At 47.8% G+C, this 19,155-nt stretch carries 14 protein-coding genes; 6 read left to right on the plus strand and 8 right to left on the minus strand.

Going from position 1 to position 19,155, the window contains the following annotated elements; translation table 11 throughout:
• Positions 1–28 precede the first annotated feature (28 nt).
• The 4 genes from L3C95_RS18480 to bla all read left to right on the plus strand — a co-directional run bounded on the left by L3C95_RS18480 (position 29) and on the right by bla (position 3,393).
• On the plus strand, positions 29–985 hold the full coding sequence (locus L3C95_RS18480) for an NADP-dependent oxidoreductase (protein ID WP_236389694.1): 957 nt from the start codon (positions 29–31) through the stop codon (positions 983–985).
• A 27-nt stretch (positions 986–1,012) separates the two neighbouring features.
• Positions 1,013–1,465 carry an ester cyclase gene (locus L3C95_RS18485; RefSeq protein ID WP_236389695.1) on the plus strand — a complete coding sequence of 151 codons (453 nt, stop codon included), beginning with the start codon at positions 1,013–1,015 and terminating at the stop codon, positions 1,463–1,465.
• 51 nt (positions 1,466–1,516) lie between these two features.
• Positions 1,517–2,422, plus strand: a complete 906-nt coding sequence (locus tag L3C95_RS18490) for a helix-turn-helix domain-containing protein (protein ID WP_236389697.1) — start codon at positions 1,517–1,519, stop codon at positions 2,420–2,422.
• A gap of 83 nt (positions 2,423–2,505) precedes the next feature.
• Entirely contained in the window at positions 2,506–3,393 is an 888-nt protein-coding gene (gene bla / locus L3C95_RS18495; protein ID WP_236389699.1) for a subclass B3 metallo-beta-lactamase, read from the plus strand.
• A gap of 134 nt (positions 3,394–3,527) precedes the next feature.
• Here the strand turns inward: bla and L3C95_RS18500 are convergent, their stop codons facing one another.
• A complete protein-coding gene (locus tag L3C95_RS18500) occupies positions 3,528–4,625 on the minus strand; it encodes an endo-1,4-beta-xylanase (RefSeq protein ID WP_236389701.1) in 1,098 nt (365 codons plus the stop codon).
• 321 nt (positions 4,626–4,946) lie between these two features.
• Between L3C95_RS18500 and L3C95_RS18505 the strand changes: the two genes are divergently transcribed.
• Complete coding sequence (locus L3C95_RS18505) at positions 4,947–5,468, plus strand: hypothetical protein (RefSeq protein ID WP_236389703.1); 522 nt, start codon at positions 4,947–4,949, stop codon at positions 5,466–5,468.
• 72 nt (positions 5,469–5,540) lie between these two features.
• Positions 5,541–6,056: a hypothetical protein gene (locus L3C95_RS18510; protein WP_236389705.1), complete on the plus strand. Its 516-nt coding sequence runs from the start codon at positions 5,541–5,543 to the stop codon at positions 6,054–6,056.
• A gap of 114 nt (positions 6,057–6,170) precedes the next feature.
• Here the strand turns inward: L3C95_RS18510 and L3C95_RS18515 are convergent, their stop codons facing one another.
• The 7 genes from L3C95_RS18515 to L3C95_RS18545 form a co-directional block, all read right to left on the minus strand.
• Entirely contained in the window at positions 6,171–7,937 is a 1,767-nt protein-coding gene (locus tag L3C95_RS18515) for a RagB/SusD family nutrient uptake outer membrane protein (protein ID WP_236389707.1), read from the minus strand.
• 5 nt (positions 7,938–7,942) lie between these two features.
• Positions 7,943–10,957: a SusC/RagA family TonB-linked outer membrane protein gene (locus L3C95_RS18520; protein ID WP_236389709.1), complete on the minus strand. Its 3,015-nt coding sequence runs from the start codon at positions 10,955–10,957 to the stop codon at positions 7,943–7,945.
• Positions 10,958–11,565: 608 nt separating this feature from the next.
• Complete coding sequence (locus L3C95_RS18525) at positions 11,566–13,005, minus strand: TolC family protein (RefSeq protein WP_236389711.1); 1,440 nt, start codon at positions 13,003–13,005, stop codon at positions 11,566–11,568.
• Positions 12,992–16,165 carry an efflux RND transporter permease subunit gene (locus L3C95_RS18530; protein WP_236389714.1) on the minus strand — a complete coding sequence of 1,058 codons (3,174 nt, stop codon included), beginning with the start codon at positions 16,163–16,165 and terminating at the stop codon, positions 12,992–12,994. Before L3C95_RS18530 ends, L3C95_RS18525 begins: the two co-directional genes overlap by 14 nt.
• Before the next feature lie 27 nt (positions 16,166–16,192).
• Positions 16,193–17,275: an efflux RND transporter periplasmic adaptor subunit gene (locus tag L3C95_RS18535; RefSeq protein ID WP_236389715.1), complete on the minus strand. Its 1,083-nt coding sequence runs from the start codon at positions 17,273–17,275 to the stop codon at positions 16,193–16,195.
• Between the two features lie 156 nt (positions 17,276–17,431).
• Complete coding sequence (locus L3C95_RS18540; RefSeq protein ID WP_236389717.1) at positions 17,432–17,788, minus strand: hypothetical protein; 357 nt, start codon at positions 17,786–17,788, stop codon at positions 17,432–17,434.
• A gap of 251 nt (positions 17,789–18,039) precedes the next feature.
• Positions 18,040–19,116 carry a porin gene (locus L3C95_RS18545; RefSeq protein ID WP_236389720.1) on the minus strand — a complete coding sequence of 359 codons (1,077 nt, stop codon included), beginning with the start codon at positions 19,114–19,116 and terminating at the stop codon, positions 18,040–18,042.
• Positions 19,117–19,155 lie beyond the last annotated feature (39 nt).

The following is a 19,155-nucleotide window of genomic DNA, read 5'->3' on the forward strand; positions in this document are numbered from 1 at the left end:
TCTAACTTTGCTTCCACAAAACAAAAGCATGGAAGCATATATTCTAACACAAAACGGTGGTATAGAAACTCTTCAGAGAACCACCCTGCCCACACCACAGCCAGCAGCAGGAGAGGTACTGATCAAAACGAAAGGCATCGGCATCAATCCGATCGACAGCCAGGTAAGGAGTTCGAAAGAGATGCTGAATATGATCACTAATGGAAATACACCGGACATTGTGGTGATCGGCTGGGATATTGCCGGTATCATTGAACAGGTTGGAGCAGGTGTTGAAGGTTTTACGGCGGGCGACGAAGTATTTGGTCTCATCAACATGCCCGGACTGGGGAGCACTTATGCTACGCATGTAACTGCACCTGCCTCCCAGATTTCCCTGAAACCGTCAAAGCTAAGTTTCACTACCGCCGCCGCTACGCCGATGGCAGCATTGACGGCCTGGCAGGCAGTAGTTACGTTGGCAAAAGTGCAGAAAGGTGAACGCGTATTGATTCATGGCGCATCCGGGGGTGTAGGTCATCTTGCGGTACAGCTGGCGAAATACCTTGGAGCATATGTTATCGGCACCGGATCAGCAAAAAATGAAAGTTTCATACTCGGACTTGGAGCTGACGAATTCATTGACTATGCCACTACACCGTTTGAACAGCAGGTAAAAGAGATGGATGTCGTGATAGACACTGTACATTCAATCCCACATGTGCTGCGATCTATTACAGTTGTTAAAACAGGCGGCAGACTGATTTACCTGCAACCACATTTTCAATCCGCACTCTCTCCCCTGCTGGAAGCTGCACACGTAGCCGGACATGGTGTCTTTGTACATTCATCCGGAAAAGAACTACGTGAAATCGCCAGCTTGATAGAAAACGGTTACCTCCAGCCCCATGTATCTACCGTCCTCTCCTTTGATCAGCTGCCGGAAGCACATAGATTACAGGAAAATGGCAAGCCTGCAGGAAAAATTGCCGTAGCAGTCAGCTAATGATCTTACAGTATAAAACAGCACAAAATGACAAACAACAGCACGGAAGAGTTGGTAGCCGCACTCACGGCAGAAGAGGAAAACACCATCCGCGGTTTTTACAGTGTTTTCAGCAATAGAAACTATGACCTCGTTGACAAGGTACTTGCGAAGAACTGGGAAGACATTCCCCTGGCTCCTGGTCAGGTGGATGGTGCGGAAGGCTATAAAGAACTGGTAAAGAACTTCAGCGCCGCCTTTCCGGATATTACGATAACTATTCATGAGATTTTCGGGACACACGAAAGGGCGGGCGTCAGGGCTGAAATGTCTTTCACACACAGCAATGCATTCATGGGCATAGCTCCGACGAATAAGCAGGTGACAATCGCCCTGCATGAATTTCATCATTTAAAAGACAATAAGATCGTAAAGACCTGGCACCTGGAAGACTGGCTCACCATGCTGATTCAGACAGGCGCATGGCCCGTAAATGCGTAAATACAGGGAATCGTTTGCGCCAATCGTATATTTGCACAAAAGTAGCATGAGATGCAGAAAGCTTTATCGCTCGAAGAATTTTATCGCAACACGATAGGTATATTACCTAGTGAGATATTCAAAAAAATAGGGCACTTCAACGTCTTCCGTATGGAAGATTTTGAAGGGGTGGAATTCCCTTATGAGATGCCTTATAGCCGGAAAGACTACTACAAGATTGCCCTCATCCTGGGACCACACAAGGTAGCGTATGCGGATAAGACCTTCGACGTAAAACATAACATGCTCATGTTTGCCAATCCGCAGATACCCTACAATTGGATGCCGGCCACACTGAGTCCCCGTGGTGCTTATTGCGTATTTACGGAAGAGTTTATTAAAGACTTCGGAAATATCAGGGAATACCCGCTCTATCAACCGGGCGGGTTTCCTATTCTTGATGTGACAGACGAAGAAGCGGCGGAAATGATGGTGACTTTTAATAAGATGTTTACTGAAATTGGCAGCGAATACAAATACAAGTACGACGTACTCCGCAACCTGGCCTTCGAATTGATCCATACGGCCCTCAAGATGCGGCCGGCATTGACGGTGGACGACCAGGAACGTTCCAATGCCCACGACAGGATCGTTTCACTCTTCCAGGAACTGCTGGAACGCCAGTTCCCTATTGAGTCGCCCAGGCAGCAGATTCATTTGAAGTCGGCGGGTGAATTTGCAAGCCAGTTAAACATCCATATGAATCACCTGAACCGGGTGCTGAAAGCTGCAACAGGAAAAACGACGAGTCAACTGATCGGAGAAAGGATCGCACTGGAGGCCAGGGCATTGCTCAAACATACTAACTGGAATATTTCAGAGATTGCCTGGTGTCTTGGCTTTGAAGACCCTTCTCATTTTATAAAAGTCTTTAAGAAGAATAGCCAAATTACTCCTAAAGGTTTCCGTGGTGAATGATATCCTCACTTGATAACGAAGCGCAGAAAATATCTGCGCCTTATCAATCGATGAAATATCTTTGCCGCCTACAATTCTAACAAATGCCAAAGATCTCGTTGAAAAACACCTTCCTCGCCACAGCCCTTTCACTTTCTGCGCTGATGGCCAATGCCCAGCATGTACATGAACCCAATCTCGACAAACCCGAATGGTCTGCACCATACCAGCCATTCCGGATAGCCGGCAACCTGTATTATGTAGGCACTTATGACCTCTGTAGTTATCTCATTACTACGCCAAAGGGGAACATCCTTATTAACACCGGTCTGGCTGCCTCTGCTCCAATGATTAAAGCCAATATTGAGGCATTAGGTTTCAAACTGTCTGATACAAAGATACTCCTCACCTCTCAGGCCCACTTCGATCATATGGGCGCCATGGCTGCTATTAAGAAGATGACAGGCGCTACATTAATGCTGGATGCCGGCGATTCAGCCGTGGTACGGGATGGGGGAAAGTCCGATTATGCTATGGGCGACAATGATACCATGCTGTTCCAGCCGGTGGAAATAGACCGTATCCTGCATGATAAGGATGTGATCAAACTGGGGGATATGCAGATCACTATGCTACATCATCCCGGTCATACCAAAGGCTCCTGCAGTTTCCTTTTTGATGTGAAGGATGATAAGCGCTCTTATAAAGTATTGATCGCAAACATGCCAACTATCATCACAGAGCGGAGCTTCTCTGACATACCAGCCTATCCTGCAATAGCCAGCGATTATGCATACACGCTGAAGGCAATGAAAGGGCTCAGCTTTGACCTCTGGGTTGCTTCACACGCCAGCCAGTTTGACCTGCATAAAAAGCATCAACCAGGCGATGCCTACAATCCGGCCGCCTTCATGGACCGAAAAGGATATGATGCACAACTGGCTGATCTGCAGAAAGATTATGACAAAAAAATGAATACCACAGGTAAATAAAAAGTTACCGCCGGAACTGTACCATGGTACGGTTCCGGCGGTAACTTTTTATTGCACGTAACTTCTTATGCCGTCCCCAGGCCGCCCCCCTTTCAGCTAGCGGAAAAACGTGAGAGAATGATGATGGCTAAACGTTAAAAGCTGACCACTGCTGTAAAAGCCTTCTTGGGCTGCAGGTTCCTGTCAAACAATAAAGGATAATCTTTCCTTCCCTCTACCGGGAAATTATCCAACCAGCTGCGCCTGTCAGACAGGTTCCAGAATGTCACGCCTGTCAGGGAATTTTTATACTTGCGGAATACTGCGAAACATCTCCGGTATTGTTCTGCCTGGCCATTCTCCCTTTCCGGACTAAAGCTGGTATCCGCATCACTGCCCTTCCGCCCTCTGGCTTCATGCTCTTTTGGATATACGGAAATATCCAGTTCTGTTATCTGCAGCGGCAGCTTCAAAGCGGCAAAGTCGGCAAAGGTCTTTTCCAGCTGCTCTTCCGAAGGTTCATTGAACGCCCAGTGTCCCTGCAAACCTATCGCCTGTACAGGTACTCCCTTCGCCCGCAGGTCTTTCACCATCCTGATGATCTTCGCTCGCTTTACCGGGTCTATCTCATTGTAATCATTATAGAACAGTAGGGCCCCCGGATCGGCTTCATGCGCCCACTGAAAGGCTTTTTCTATAAATTCCGGCCCGCATATACGCAGCCACGCGGAATTGCGGTAAAACTCTTCCTTTTTATCACTGATCACCTCATTCACCACATCCCAGGCATAGATTTTACCCTTGTATCTTGTCACCACCGTTGTAATATGGTCCTTCAGGCGTTTCAACAATACTGCTTTAGACACCGTGTCTCCTTTGTCATCTTTGAAGATCCATGCCGGCACCTGATTATGCCAGCAGAGTGTATGTCCCCTGACCTTCAATTTATTTCTGAGCGCAAAGGCCACAATAGAGTCGCCTCCCCTAAAATTGTACTCATTCTCCCGCGGATGAATAGGCCCCATTTTCATATCGTTCTCGGGAGTAACACTGTTGAACTGGCTGATGATCAGCTGTGCCTCACCACCCTGCAGGATGCGGGGAGAAACGGAAACGCCTACAGGGAAAAAGGACCGGTAATAGTCTTTCAGCCCCTGGCCGGATACTTTCTGCCCCAGGCAGGAAAGCGCAACAAAAATGCCTGACAGCAATAACTTTGTAATGTTTCGGGAATGTACTTGTCTGAACTTCATAACGTTTTAATTTTCCAGATATATAAACCCGTCGCGGGTATTAATTGCAGGGCAATCAAACAACGGGAACTTAAACTTCCATACGTGGTTACGATAAATGCTAAAGGATGGCCCGGTCCTCTACCCTGATAGGCACAAGCCCTGGCAGCCATCAATTGTAAATTTGACCTTTAATTTTTGAACAGTCAAATTTTTTCCATGGATGATTTCAGCCGCTGCTTCCCCTGTCTGATTCAGCCATCGCCCCCGGTCTGTACCGGCAACAGGTGCATACTAATTGCACATCTAAACGTATATTTGGACAAACTATATTCTTATACTATGAAGTCAATATTAACCGCAACATTTGCACTGTTACTCAGCATATCCGCATTTCTCGTACAGGCTCAGGACCGCCCCGAGTTCCCTGAGCTGAAAGTAAAGGAAGATTACGCGAAATCAGAGGCCCTGTTCCAACAGGTAACAGAATGGCTTACAGAGACCGACCTGGATACACAGGAAGCACTCCGTATGCGGTCTAATGCCTTTATGATGCAATGGGTGATGGGCTCCCCTACCGTGACTGTTGGAATAGGCGATCATCTTATGGTCTTATTTGAAAAGAATCCTCAGCTGCTCGCCATTTATATGGCCAATTACGCCAGTTTCTGTATCAGCAACAAGGAAAATAAAAGTACCCTTGAACCTGCCAAAGCAGGCCTGCAGGCAGTGGTGAAAGTATATAAGAAAGGAAAAGGTGTTAAAAAGAACAAGGCACTTGAAAAACTGGTAGCAGCCGTGGACAACAATGAGCTGGATAACTATATTACCGAGCACATAAAAGAAGAATCCAAGGCCCACTAACAGCCATTCGCCCCCCTTATTGTTGTTCATTCCATAATTGATTAACTTCCGGCCATATTGTCGGAACAACATATGAAATTACGAGACGAACTGCTGAAAGAGGCCAGCAAAGAAAATTGCATGCGCGTCGTACGCTGGATCGGTAATTCAGAAGAACGGTTTGCCCAGCTGGTAGATCTGTTTATCAACGAGGAATACCGTGTGGTACAACGGGCCGCATGGCCTCTAAGCTATGTGTTGCAGGATCATCCTGAACTTGCCGCCAAACATCTGCCGGTGCTGCTGGATAACCTGGACAATCCGGCCGTAGGATCTGCGGCAAAGCGGAACACCATCAGGGCCTTACAAACAGTTCCTATTCCTGAAAAATATCATGGCGTAGTGATGAACCATTGCTTTAATTACATCAGCTCTCCGACGGAGAAACCGGCAGTGAAGGCCTTCTCACTGACTGTTCTCGAAAACCTTTCGAAGATCTACCCGGACATTAAAGGAGAATTGAAATTTATCATTGAGGATGCTATGGATAATGAAAGCCCGGCATTTGTATCGAGAGCTAAAAAGATACTGGCGAGGATGTCGAAATGATCAGGTGAACGCTATCGAACAGTTCTGTCTCAGATATACTTCTTTAAAAGCAAATGGCTCACCAAGGCGAGCCATTTGCTTTTATGTTGAACCAACTTTCTCAGTCAGCCTTCATTAATATTTATCATTCTGCTGGAATATCTTAGTCGCGTCCATTGTAGACTGCGGAATCGGATAGATCCTGCGGAACGGCTGTGATACCGGCTTAGCTGAACCTGCGAGGGCAGCTTCGAATTTACCGAAACGGATGGATTGCTTCCTTCTCTGCATTTCCCAATACATTTCATAAGCAATCTCATTGTACAGGGTCTGCTCGGTCAGGGCAGTCAAAGCAACACCAGGAACGTTGTTGTACAGCGCCTCACGGGTTCTGGTGGTACGCAATTTATTGATATCTGCCAGTGCCAGATCTGTCTGACCGTTACGGAAATAAGCTTCTGCACGCAGACAGTACATACCACCCAGACGGATCAGCGGAATATCTACATTGCTGGTACTATTATCCTTTTCAGGATCGAACTCATATTTGAATATACGTACACCACGGTTGATCTGTGCCTGTGAGAACACAGATTGTGCCGGGTTATCAAAGTTGAGCTCAGGCGTAAAGTCCATTGCCAGTGTAGTGTTCTTTTCGCAGAAAAGTTTTGAAACTTTGATACGGTTAGCCGTCATTTCGAAACCAGTACCGGACAGTTTCGGTCCGTACTGCTGCCCTACCTGGAAACCGCGGTTGAAGTGGAACCATGGCAGACTGGCGCTGTTTGCCACGAGGCTGGTTGCAGGCACGCTTGTGTCAGAACCGTCGTTCATGAACCAGGTTCCGTCACTGTACTGATAGTGTCTGGCAAACCTTGGATCTTCATGATTGCCATCCCAGGTTTGGTAGAACTCAGGCGTAGTACAAACCGCGTTGGTACCCCTGTTAGCAGGTGAAGGCTTCTGATTTCTTTCCACCGGCATGTACGCGAAGTCGTTATCGCTGCTGCGCAGGTTATTGATATCCTGAGATACAACGAATACCAGTTCAGGTGCGCCGTTGTTGTCTATATCAAAGTTCTTGAAATAGTTAGTTTCCAGGTGGAACTGTGAATTGTTGATGATCTGGGTAGTGTAATAGATCACCTTATCCATATCAGTACCATTGTTGTCAACCGCTGCTTCCTTGAAGTTAAAGCCACCAGTAGCATAACGGTCTTTGAACACTGCGCGGTTCATGTACATATCTGCCAGCAGACCATACGCAGCCTGTTTGGTGAAACGTCCGTTGTGTGTGGATTGCTCTTTCAGGTTAGCCAGGTCAGGCAGGATGGTTTCCATCTCTTTGATCAGATCATCGATGGCTGTAGCGGCCTTTCTTACCTCCAGCTGAGCGTTTGTGTTATATGGATCTCTGTAGGGAGCCTGTCCGTAAAGGTCCAGTGTATGGTAAGTATAAAATGCCAACAGGGCTCTTGCCTCAGCGAGGAACAGCTTCTTATTGGTAAAATCAGGCTTGCTGTTGATAGTGCTGATAGCAGTCAGCGATTTGGTAATACCTGCGTTCAGGTTGTTCCAGGTGTTGGTCACCAGCGAGTTATCAGGTCCCCAGGTGAACTCGTGAATAGCACGGTATACACCGCCATCGCCCCAGTCACTACCGCGGGTAGGCAGCATGGCTTCATCGGTTGAATACTCCTGTAATCCGAACACGTTAGCATGATCCACAAAGGTAGCGTCACCCATTTGCCCGTATGCCGCAGCCAGTGCGTTTTCAGGATTTGAATTGTTAGATCCCAGTACCTCGTCGATCACTTGTTCCTTCAGGTCTGTACATCCCACCATGGTCACGGTGAGCGCTATGCAAGCTAATTTATGCAGTTGTAATGATTTCATTCTCATAATCTCTAAAATTTAACGGTTGCACCTAACAGGAATGTTTTTGCTGCCGGATAGGTAGTATAGTCAACACCCAGGGACTGGTTTCCACCTACTGTCTTGGTAGTGTTCACCAGCGGATCATAACCGGAATAACCGGTGATGGTCATCAGGTTCTGTGCGCTCACATATATGTTTAATGATCTCAGCCATGCCTGTTTAGCCAGGGTCAAAGTGTATCCCAGACGCAGGTTGCTTAAACGGATGAAGTCAGATTTCTCCAGGTATAAGGAAGACAGCTGTACCTGGTTGGCAAGGTTTGCACCGTCTTCGTAATACTTCCGCAATACGTTACGGTCAGATGCCAGGCTGTTGATGTTCAGGTCAAGAGCAGTGTTGTTCACCAGGTATCCGCCGGTTTGTCCGATGAAAGAGAAGCCCAGGTCAAATGCCTTGTAGCGCATCTGGCTGTTGAGACCAAAGTTAAAGTTAGGAATAGCACCCTCGAAGATCTGCCTGTCGTTGGTATTGATCACACCATCGCCGCTTTTATCTTCAAAGATATCCTTACCGTCCTTGTCATAACCCAGGTGTTTCAGCATGAAGAATGAACCAGCTTCGTAGCCATTCTTATAGATGTTGGCATTCACACCAGAAAGGCCCGGACCGGAAATGCTACCTGAGTACAGTTCAGAAACAGGCAGGTCTTTAATTGTATTAGACAGTGTAGATCCGTTCACATCGAGCGACCAGCTGAAGTTCTTCGTACGGATCAGCGTAGTTCCCAGCGTGAATTCAAAACCTTTGTTCACGATCTGCGCATCTACGTTCTTCCAGACAGTGGTGGTAGGGCTCAGCGGACCAGAAGGAATGTTCAGGATAGGATCTTTAGTGGTCTTGTTGTAGTATTCGAATGAACCATACAATTTACCTTTCCAGAGATCGAAGTCAGCACCGATGTTGTACTGCTCTACCAGCTCCCATTTCAGACCTGGGTTAGCGGTACGGTTTACGAGCACACCGTTGATCAGTGTATGGTCATCATACAGGTAGTAACCTGCCGTTGGTGACAGTGAATAGCTTGCCTGGGTGATCTTGTTGGTCACTTCCTGGTTACCGGTCTGACCCCAGCTGGCGCGGAGTTTCAGGTCCTGGATAGCGCTGATGTCTTTCAGGAAGTCTTCGCGGGAAAGGGTCCAGCCCAATGCGAAGGATGGGAAGTAACCGTATTTGTTATCTTCACCAAAACGGGTAGAACCATCCGCACGTAAGGACGCTGTTACCAGGTACTTGTTGTCGTAGTTATAGTTCACACGTCCGAAGAAAGACTGCAGTTCGTTTTCCTGTGCATAACCGCTTGGTGCAGTTGGTGTTCCGGAATAACCTGGGTTGTACTCAGGATCTACGCCTTCACCCTGTTTGGTGATACCCTGTGTACCAAAGGCAGTTCCCGCAAACTGGAACTTCTGGTAAGAGAAACCGCCCATTACTTCCAACTGGTGTTTGTTGAAAGAACGGTTGTATGTCAGGTACTGGTCCAGCAAAGTGGTGAGTGATGACAGGTTGTTCTGTACATAAGCCCCCAGTGGCGTTCTGTCCGTGATGTTCGGATAGATGGTGGAGTTACGCTCAGAGGTAGACTTGTCAATACCGTAGTTGATGCGGTAGTTCAGGCCTTTTAAGATCCTGAACGCAGCTTCAACGTTACCCAGTACGCGGAAGGTATTGGTCTTATCTTTATAGATGCTCAACAGGTACGCCGGGTTGTAGTGGGCGTTCATGTTGAAATTGGTGTAGTTGCCGGCAGAATCGAACACAGAACGTGTAGGATTTGCCATTAAAGCATGAATGATCAGCTGACCATCAGAACCTGCGGTATTACCGTTAGGGATACCGGTTTCGTCGATGTTACTGGCTGTCAGGTTCATCTTAACAGTCAGACGTTTGTCGTCGAAGAACCCTTCTTCAGCGTTCAATCTTGCGGTTGTCCTTTTGAAGGTGCTGGTTTCCACGATACCATCCTGGTCCATGTGAGACACTGATGCGAGGAAGCTACCGGTATTGGAGGTCTTGGCAAAAGACAGGTTATGGTTCTGTACAAATGCGTTACGGTAGATCACATCCTGCCAGTCAGTGTTACCGCCATGGTCGTAGACCGGATCCTTAATTGCCTTACGGTATTCGTCAGCAGAAAGCACGTCCAGCTTCTTGATAACAGAAGAAGTACCGATATAGGTATCATAAGTTAAGGTAGGAGCACCTTTGCTACCACGTTTGGTAGTGATCAGTACAACACCGTTAGAACCCCTTGCACCATAGATAGCTGCCGCAGAGGCGTCTTTCAGGATGGTGATGGTTTCGATATCGCTGGTGTTCAGGAAGTTCAGCGGGTTTTTAGGTTCAGAGCTACCCAGACCGAAGTTAGGACCGCCTGCGCTCACGTTATCGTTACTTAACGGCACTCCGTCAACAACGAAGAGTGGTGTACTACCGCTACGGATAGAGCCCACACCACGGATGAACACATCCACCCCGGCGCCTGGTTCACCGCTGGACTGGGCGATACGCACACCGGATACTTTACCCTGGAGCATGTTATCAACAGAGACGTTGACACCCTGCTTTATATTATCAGCTTTCAGCTGCGTCAATGCACCTGTAACGTCGGCTTTGGTCTGGCTACCATAACCCACTACTACCACTTCTCCCAGCTGGCTGCTGCTTGCGGCCAGCGTAATGCGCATAAATGAGCCGCTGGCTGCCACTTCCTGTTGGGTGAAACCGATAGAGGAGATGACTAATTTTTCGCCTTCGGCGGCCTGCAGAGAGAACTCCCCGCGTTCGTTGGTGGTTGTCACCCGTTTGGAAGACAGTGACTTCACAGATGCACCTGGTATAGGAGTACCGTCTGTGCCGATTACCACTCCCTTGATGGGTTCCTGCCGGATTACCCGATCATAGTTAAGATGGCTTACCGTATTAGCCACGGAAGGGCTTGCGGCTGAAAGCCATACTGCTACAATTAAAAGAAACTGATTGTTCATTGGCAATCTACTATTATGCTTGAATGTAAAAAGAAGTACTGTTTATGGCCTGTCGGCCACCCTTTCTGAGAATTGTATTATCCTGGCTAATGGTTATACGCAACGTGGTTCTGTCTGGAGGATATCCATGCAATATATAGGCTTTACAGCAAAGTCAGCGAAAATAATAAAGACAGAACGAAATATACCAGATTGTGCGTAAAAATCCCCCATAGGCTATAGTGTCTTTTAAAATCGGGTGCAATGATAAGCCGCTTTCCGCAATTTGTTGTTAACTCCAGGTTATGTTTATTTTAAAATTGTGTATTAGCAGACGCACCGGAGGGCCATTCACGGTGATAGGCCGCCGGGTCGGGCCACATGTCTATTGCCCGGCGTATAGGTCAGGAAGCCATTAGCGGCGAAAGGGTCCGGAGGGAGGCATATGTTTGTAGCCCAGGGGGTACATAGGGAAGCCATTCGCGGCGATAGGCTCCGCAAGAGCCATGTGTTTGTAGCCCGGGGCGCGACCCCTGGACCGAATGAGGTGCCCCCTCCCCAGGGCATATAAAATAAGAGAGCCGGTCAGTCATCTGCCGGCTCTCGTTGCGATTTAGACTATAGGGTTATTATCTCCAGCCCCCTCCGAGGTTCCTGTAAATATTTACAACAGCATTCAGCTGTTCCTTCTGGGTTTCAATCAGTTCGAGTTTAGTCTCCAATGCGTCACGTTGTGTCAGCAACACTTCTAAATAGTCAGCCCTGGCAGACTTGAAGAGGTCATTGGAAATATCAATGGACCTGGTCAGGGCATCCACCTGTTGCGATTTCAGCTCATAACTTTTCTTCAGGTTATTGATATTAGACAACTGCGTCGATACCTCCAGGAAGGCATTCAGGATGGTACGCTCATAGTTATATAAGGCCTGCAGCTGTCGGGCGTTGGCACTGTTAAACTCTGCCCTGATCGCGTTTTTATTAATGAGCGGCGCCGCCAGATCTGCAGCTGCGGAATACAATAACGATTCCGGAAGCCTGAACAGGTAGGATGGCTTAAATGCCTGGAACCCCACCCCCGCGGTGATACCCAGTGAAGGATAGAATTCCGCGCGGGCTACCTTTACATCCAGTTTTGCGGCTGCCAGTTCGAGCTCCGCCTGTTTGATATCAGGACGGTTGGCCAGTAACTGTGACGGGATACCGGTGCTGACCATAGGAGGCATGATACTCAGGAAATTGCTCTTATCCCGGAAAATTTCCTGGGGATAGCGGCCCAACAGGAAGTTGACCCTGTTTTCCGTTTCCCTGATGCGCTGCAGGATGTCGTACTCGAGGCTCTGCGATTTCAATACTTCCGCCTCGAATTTCTTCACGGCCAGTTCTGTTACCCTGCTGGCTTCCTTCTGTACTTTTACTATCTCCAGCGCATTTTTTTGCAGGTCGATGTTCTGCCTTACGATCGTGAGCTGGTTATCCAAAGCAAGCAATTCGTAGTAGGAATTAGCTATTTCTCCTATCAGGTTGGTCAGCACGAAATTCCGCCCCTCTACCGTAGCGAGGAACCGGGTAACCGCCGCTTTTTTGGAATTATGCAGCTTGTTCCAGATATCTACCTCCCAGTTCGCATAGGCGCCGATGGTAAAATCGGCCAGCGGGTCGGGCACCTCTTTTCCCGGAGTGATCTCCGTAGACGCGTCGCCAGCACCCTGACTGGTATATCTGCCCACTTTTTCAAGGCCTGCTCCTGCCCTCACACCTACAGAGGGCAGTAACAGTGCCTGACGGGACCTGATATCATTTCGCGCGATCTCAATCTCCTGTAAAGTGATCGCCAGCTCCTGATTGTTCTTCAGGGCTGTATCGATCAGGTTTACCAGGTCTTTATCTTTAAAGAATTCACGCCATTGTACGGCGGACATATTAGTCGTATCCTGGCTGTTGCTGTATGTCGCAGGCACGGGCTTTGCTCCAGGCGGCGCGATGATCTTCGGCACCTTACAGCCAGCCACCACCAGGCAGGCGCCCAGTGCACCAGCCCATCTCTTCTTCCTCAATTTATACATATACATTATGATCAATTTCTTCGGTTAAAGGATTCTCTTCTTCTTCTTTCACAAGCATGCGTCTTTCTGCGATCTTGCCGAATATGTAGTACAATCCGGGTATGATCAGCACACCGAAGATGGTTCCGAAAAGCATACCACCGCAGGCGGCAGTACCAATAGTGCGGTTACCGATCTTACCGGGTCCCGTAGCCAGTACCAGCGGGATCAGACCCGCAATAAACGCAAAGGAAGTCATCAGGATAGGACGGAACCTCACCTTGGAACCTTCCATGGCAGCCGCGAGTACGGACGATCCTGAACGATGCTTCTGTACGGCAAACTCCACGATCAGCACCGCGTTCTTACCCAGCAAACCAATCAGCATTACCATCGCTACCTGGGCATAAATGTTATTTTCCAGACCCAGTACTTTCAGCAGGAAGAAGGCGCCGCAGATACCCGCCGGCAGGGAAAGGATCACCGCCAATGGCAGGATGAAGCTCTCATACTGTGCAGCCAGGATCAGGTACACAAAACCAAGACAGATCAGGAATATGTAAATAGCCTGGTTGCCCTGCGCCACCTCGTCTTTCGAGATACCCGCCCAGTCTATACCAAATCCTCTCGGTAAGGTTTTCTTTGCCACTTCATCAATGACCTTGATGGCCTGACCACTACTGTAACCCGGAGCGGCAGAACCACTGATCTGCGAGGAGTTGTACATATTGTACCTGGTGATCTCCGACAAACCATACACCTTTTCCATTTTCATGAAAGCGGAGAATGGCACCATCTCATCACGGTCATTCTTTACATACAGTTTCAGGATGTCTTCAGGCAATGCCCTGTACTGAGGTGCCGCCTGTATGATCACTTTATAAGGGCGGTCAAATTTGATAAAACTGATCTCATAGTTACTTCCTATCAACGTAGAAAGCGTGTTCATTGCGTTGTCGATCGTCACCCCTTTCTGCTGCGCAATGTCGTTGTCAATACGCATCATGTACTGCGGGAAGCTGGCGCTGTAGAAGCTGAACACAGACGATAGCTCCTTGCGTTTACTCAGTTCTTTTACGAACTCGTTACTTACCGTTTCCATTTTCTTATAATCACCCGAACCGCCTTTGTCCAGCAATCGCAACTCAAAACCACCGGCGGCACCATAACCCGGTACGGCGGGTGGCTGGAAGAATTCAATATTGGCGCCTGCGATGTCTTTGGTCTTTTCTTCCAGCTCTTCCATGATCTCCAGCACAGAGTGTTTCCGCTCTTCCCAGCTCTTCAGGTTGATCAGACAGGTACCGGAGTTAGCGCCGGTTCCTTCCGTCAGGATCTCATAACCCGCCAACGCAGAAACAGACTGCACACCGTCGATCTCTTCGCAGATCTTCTGTAGTCTTTCCGCTACTTCGTTCGTCCTTTCCAGCGATGAACCGGGAGGCGTCTGGATGATGGCGTATAACATCCCCTGGTCCTCATTCGGAATAAAACCCGACGGCACGTTACCGTTCAGGTACCAGGTACAGACACAGAAAAAGGCCAGCAGACCAAAGGTCACCACTCTCCTGTTGACGATGGCGCGCAGTACCTTCATATACTTGCCGGACATTTTATCAAAGCCCCGGTTGAAGCTGTCCAGGAATTTATCTACCAGTGACTTCTTCTTATGTTTTCCATGATGATTCTTCAGGATCATCGCACACAGTGCAGGCGTAAGCGTCAACGCCACAATACCGGAAAGCACGATCGCTGTTGCCATGGTGATGGAGAACTGGCGATAGAAGATACCCACCGGCCCTGACATGAACGCCACCGGCACGAATACTGCCGACATCAGGAAGGTGATAGCGATAATCGCGCCCGCTATCTCATGCATGGCCGCTTTCGTGGCCTTCAGCGGCGATAAACGTTCTGATTCCATCTTCGCATGGACGGCTTCAATTACCACGATGGCATCATCCACCACCACACCAATGGCCAGTACGAGTGCAAACAGGGTGATCAGGTTCAGTGTGATACCGAAGAACTGCATGAACACAAACGTACCGATCAGCGATACCGGTACCGCCATTGCTGGGATCAGGGTAGAACGCCAGTCGCCCAGGAAGAGGAATACCACGATACCCACCAGTATGAAGGCTTCCACCAGCGTATGTACCACTTTCTCAATGGAGGCGTCCAGGAATTTGGATACGTCGTAGCTGATCTCATAATTCATCCCTTTAGGGAAAGAATTGGCTTTGATCTCCTTCAACTTCTCCTTTACATCCTTAATAACCTGGCTCGCATTACTACCGTATGACTGTTTCAATACGATAGCCGCCGAAGGTTTACCATTCAGGTTGGAATAGATATCGTACATCGAACTTCCAAACTCCACCTCAGCAACGTCTTTCAGACGTAGTATCTCACCATTGGGACTAGATCGCAGGATGACATTCTCATACTGTGATTTATTATTGAACCTCCCTGAATATTTCAACACATATTCGAATGACTGCGACCTTTTGCCGGAGCTTTCACCTGTCTTACCCGGAGAAGCTTCCAGGCTCTGTTCATCCAGTGCTTTCATCACTTCATCCGCAGAGATCTTGTAAGCCAGCATACGGTCAGGCTTCAGCCAGATCCTCATGGCATATTCCCTGTTACCCAGGATGTCAGCAAATCCGACACCATCTACCCTTTTTAATTCAGGCAGAATGTTGATGTCGGCGAAGTTGAAAAGAAATTTCTGGTCCGCATTCGGATCGTCGCTGTAAAGGTTCACGTACATCAGCATGCTCGATTCCACGCGGGTCACTTTCACACCCTCACGTACAACCAGCGGAGGGAGTTTATTCACCACTGAAGCCACGCGGTTCTGTACGTTGAGCGACGCCTGGTTTGGGTCGGTTCCCAGGTTGAATACTACCTGCAGGGTAGCCTCACCATCGTTACCTGCATCGGAGGTCATGTATTTCATGCCCGGCACACCGTTCACGGCCCTTTCCAGGGGAATGAGCACTGATTTTACCATCAACTCACCATTTGCACCAGGGTATTCCGCCGTAACGTTCACCTTAGGCGGTGAAATGGAGGGGAATTGCGTCACCGGTAACTGGGTAATGGCAATCGCACCCAGAAATACGATGATAAGTGATATAACTATTGAGAGAACAGGTCTCTGTATAAACTTATTAAACATGGATTCTCGCTATTAGTAATTGAACTGCTATTCCGCTTTTAACCGCAGGTGGGAAATAACCTCTTCCGGCGCCAGGTATTCGTAGCTGATCTTATCATCATCTTTTACTTTCTGAATACCTTCGAGCAGGATACGGTCACCCTGAGATATACCACTTTCAACTACATACAGGTCAGGCATCTCACCTCTTACGGTAATATTCTTTGACTTCAGTACATTGTTCTTGTCGACAACAAAAACATACTTCTTATCCTGGATCTCGTAAGTAGCTTTCTGCGGAATAACCAACGCATCTTTAAGCGGCATACTCATCATCACCTTACCTGTTTCACCGTGTCTTAAAAGCTTGTCCGGATTGGGAAATTTGGCCCTGAAGGCGATGTTTCCTGTTTCGTTATCAAATTCGCTTTCGATTACCTCTACTTCACCTTTGTAAGGCAGGGGGCGGTTGTTGGCCAGCAGCAGGTTCACTTTGTTATCGCCACGGCTCTTTGCGTTTGTCTGGTATTCCAGGTACTCAGGTTCAGACACGTTGAAATAAGCAAACATTTCGCTGTTGTCTGAGAGACTGGTCAATAGTTCACCTTCATCAATAAGACTTCCCAGTTTTTTAGGGATACGGTCGATCGTACCTGCAAACGGCGCTCTGATCTCCGTAAACGACAGGTGGAGTTTTGCGAGCGCGATCTCGGCCTTCGCCTGATCAAGCTTAGCCTGCGCCATTGCCTGCTCATTTTTGGAAACAATGTTTTTGTCGGCCAGGGTTTTGGCGTTCTGCAGTTCTATTTCTGCAGCTTTGGCTTCCGCCTCTGCCTTCAGTAACTCTGCCTCATATACTTTCGGCATGATCCTGAACAATACCTGCCCGGCTTTCACAAACTGCCCTTCATCTACATATATATTCTCCAGGTACCCCTTTTCCTGGGCCCTGATTTCAATGTTCCTGATAGAGCGTATCTGCGAAACATATTCTTTGGTAAAAGAAGTATCCATTACTACCGGGCTGGTAACGGTATACTTGTTAACTTCTTCCTTTTCTTCTTTGTGTGGCTTGCAGCTGGTGTGCCACAGTAGCGCACACAGGCTGGTGTACATGACGATTTTCTTCATGATATTAGTTAATAAACGATAGGTGTCCTGTAAGCAAAAATTGCGGGAGAATGTTCAACCGGCGATAGTAAGGTCATGCAGGTGAAAGCGGGAAATATACATCCGCCTGGCATGCATAAGGCATACCTCCGCGTTCGCTGATGTATATTATTTTGATCAGATCCTTAATACTCCCTGCAGGAGATATTTATAAGATGCCTGATCCGACAATGTTGTGGGAGATTTTAAATATCTGCGATGGTATTTTAAAGCAGATAAGGACGCATGTGCCCGGCCTCTGGCCAGTAATTTATATTTATAAGCGAAAGTATTGGGATCTTCGTCTTCGACCTCTTCTCCTATAAAGTATTCGTCTTCTGAGATGGGACGGGTATCTTTTATAACAGAACAGTTCCAATGGTTGCTAGTGAGAAGTTCCCGGTGTTTTTCCTCTGCCTCCTCCGTAGCAAGCGCGTAGCCGACGCCACTATAATATGTGCGTGACTGGGGGTTTTCAATCCCCTTTACCAGCATCAAGCACAGACATAGAAAAAATACAGCTACTCTCATTTGGGTACCAAAGCTAGGAAAAGTTTGAAACCGGCAAAAGGAAGAAGGGAGTTAAGGGCAAATTTTAAGGACATTTTAAAGTCGCCTCCCCTGCCATGGCTATATGTAATAAAAACTGTATGTTTTTAGTAAGTGCAAAACACCCCTACTTGAATCAGTAGGGGTGTTTTTTTTATATCGGGTGTGCTTTCCAGTGATAAATACAGGCAAATCTCTTAAAAAGATATTGAGAGAGAAGTCGTTAAGGAAAAGTTATCTGTCACGGGCCGGGATTCCTTTAAAAAGACGGCATCTTTAGCTGAGAAACCCCTTCCTTCTACCCGGAACAATACATTATCCATAAATGCGTAGTCCGCATTCAGGGAGTAGCCCCAGGTCTGAAATCCGTTAGGGGTACCGGTGCTTGTAATAACCCCATGTTTATCATTATAATACTCCCCTCTGGCAGCAATTGCCAATTTCGTGACAGGCGTATATCTCAATATAAGTACGGGAGAATACCAGGTATTATAACGATCGCTGCCTTTTTCCTCCTGTTCGGCGCCGATATCAAATCCTGCTGTTATGCCGAATTTTTCAACCAGCTGCATCTGTGTGTAAAAGTTATGGAAGTAGCGCATCTGCCTGATACTATCGGGTTTGTCATTGCCAATGAAGGAACTGCTGTTGAACGTAAGTTGACCAGTTGGTTTAAAAGTCACCTGGTGTCCGAATGCAGGGGTGTTGTTACCGTCTGCACGTTGTATCCGCTGCCATCCGTTGAGCACCAGTGCGCTCAGGAACCATTTTTCACTGGGCGAGGTGTAGGATACCTTCACGCCACTCTCATAATAAGGACTGTTATCAGCAGGCATACTTCTCGTCAGTGTCCAGCAATCTTTTCCAACAGCGCTCTCAAAACCGATATGGGAAGCGAAAATACCGGCGTCCACCCAGAGGTTATGGTGCTTAGCTATCTTAATACCAGCATTTGCCTCGTAGATGTTTTTTATCACCCCTGGCTCTGAAGCCATATTGGCATTTGAATAAGTACCCGTCATCAGCGCCAGGTTAGCCCTTACATTATTTTTCTCATATGCGGCCTTTATAAAGCCCAGATTAAGATTGACCTCATTATGACGGTTAAAGGAATACATAAAGTCCGGTCTTCTGTGATCTGCTGGCTTCCCAAAATCATAGGCATAGTAGACTTCAAGGTAACCGGTTATTTTTAACGGATGCTCGGGCAGGGTATCCTGCGCATATAGGTGGAAGATGTTACAGGTTAACAGTAAGCAGAATAGTTTTTTCATCGATGAATTGTCTTTTAGTTGTGTTAAGCAGCATCGGCC

This window comes from Chitinophaga filiformis, from assembly GCF_021646545.1.
Classification (GTDB): domain Bacteria; phylum Bacteroidota; class Bacteroidia; order Chitinophagales; family Chitinophagaceae; genus Chitinophaga; species Chitinophaga filiformis_A.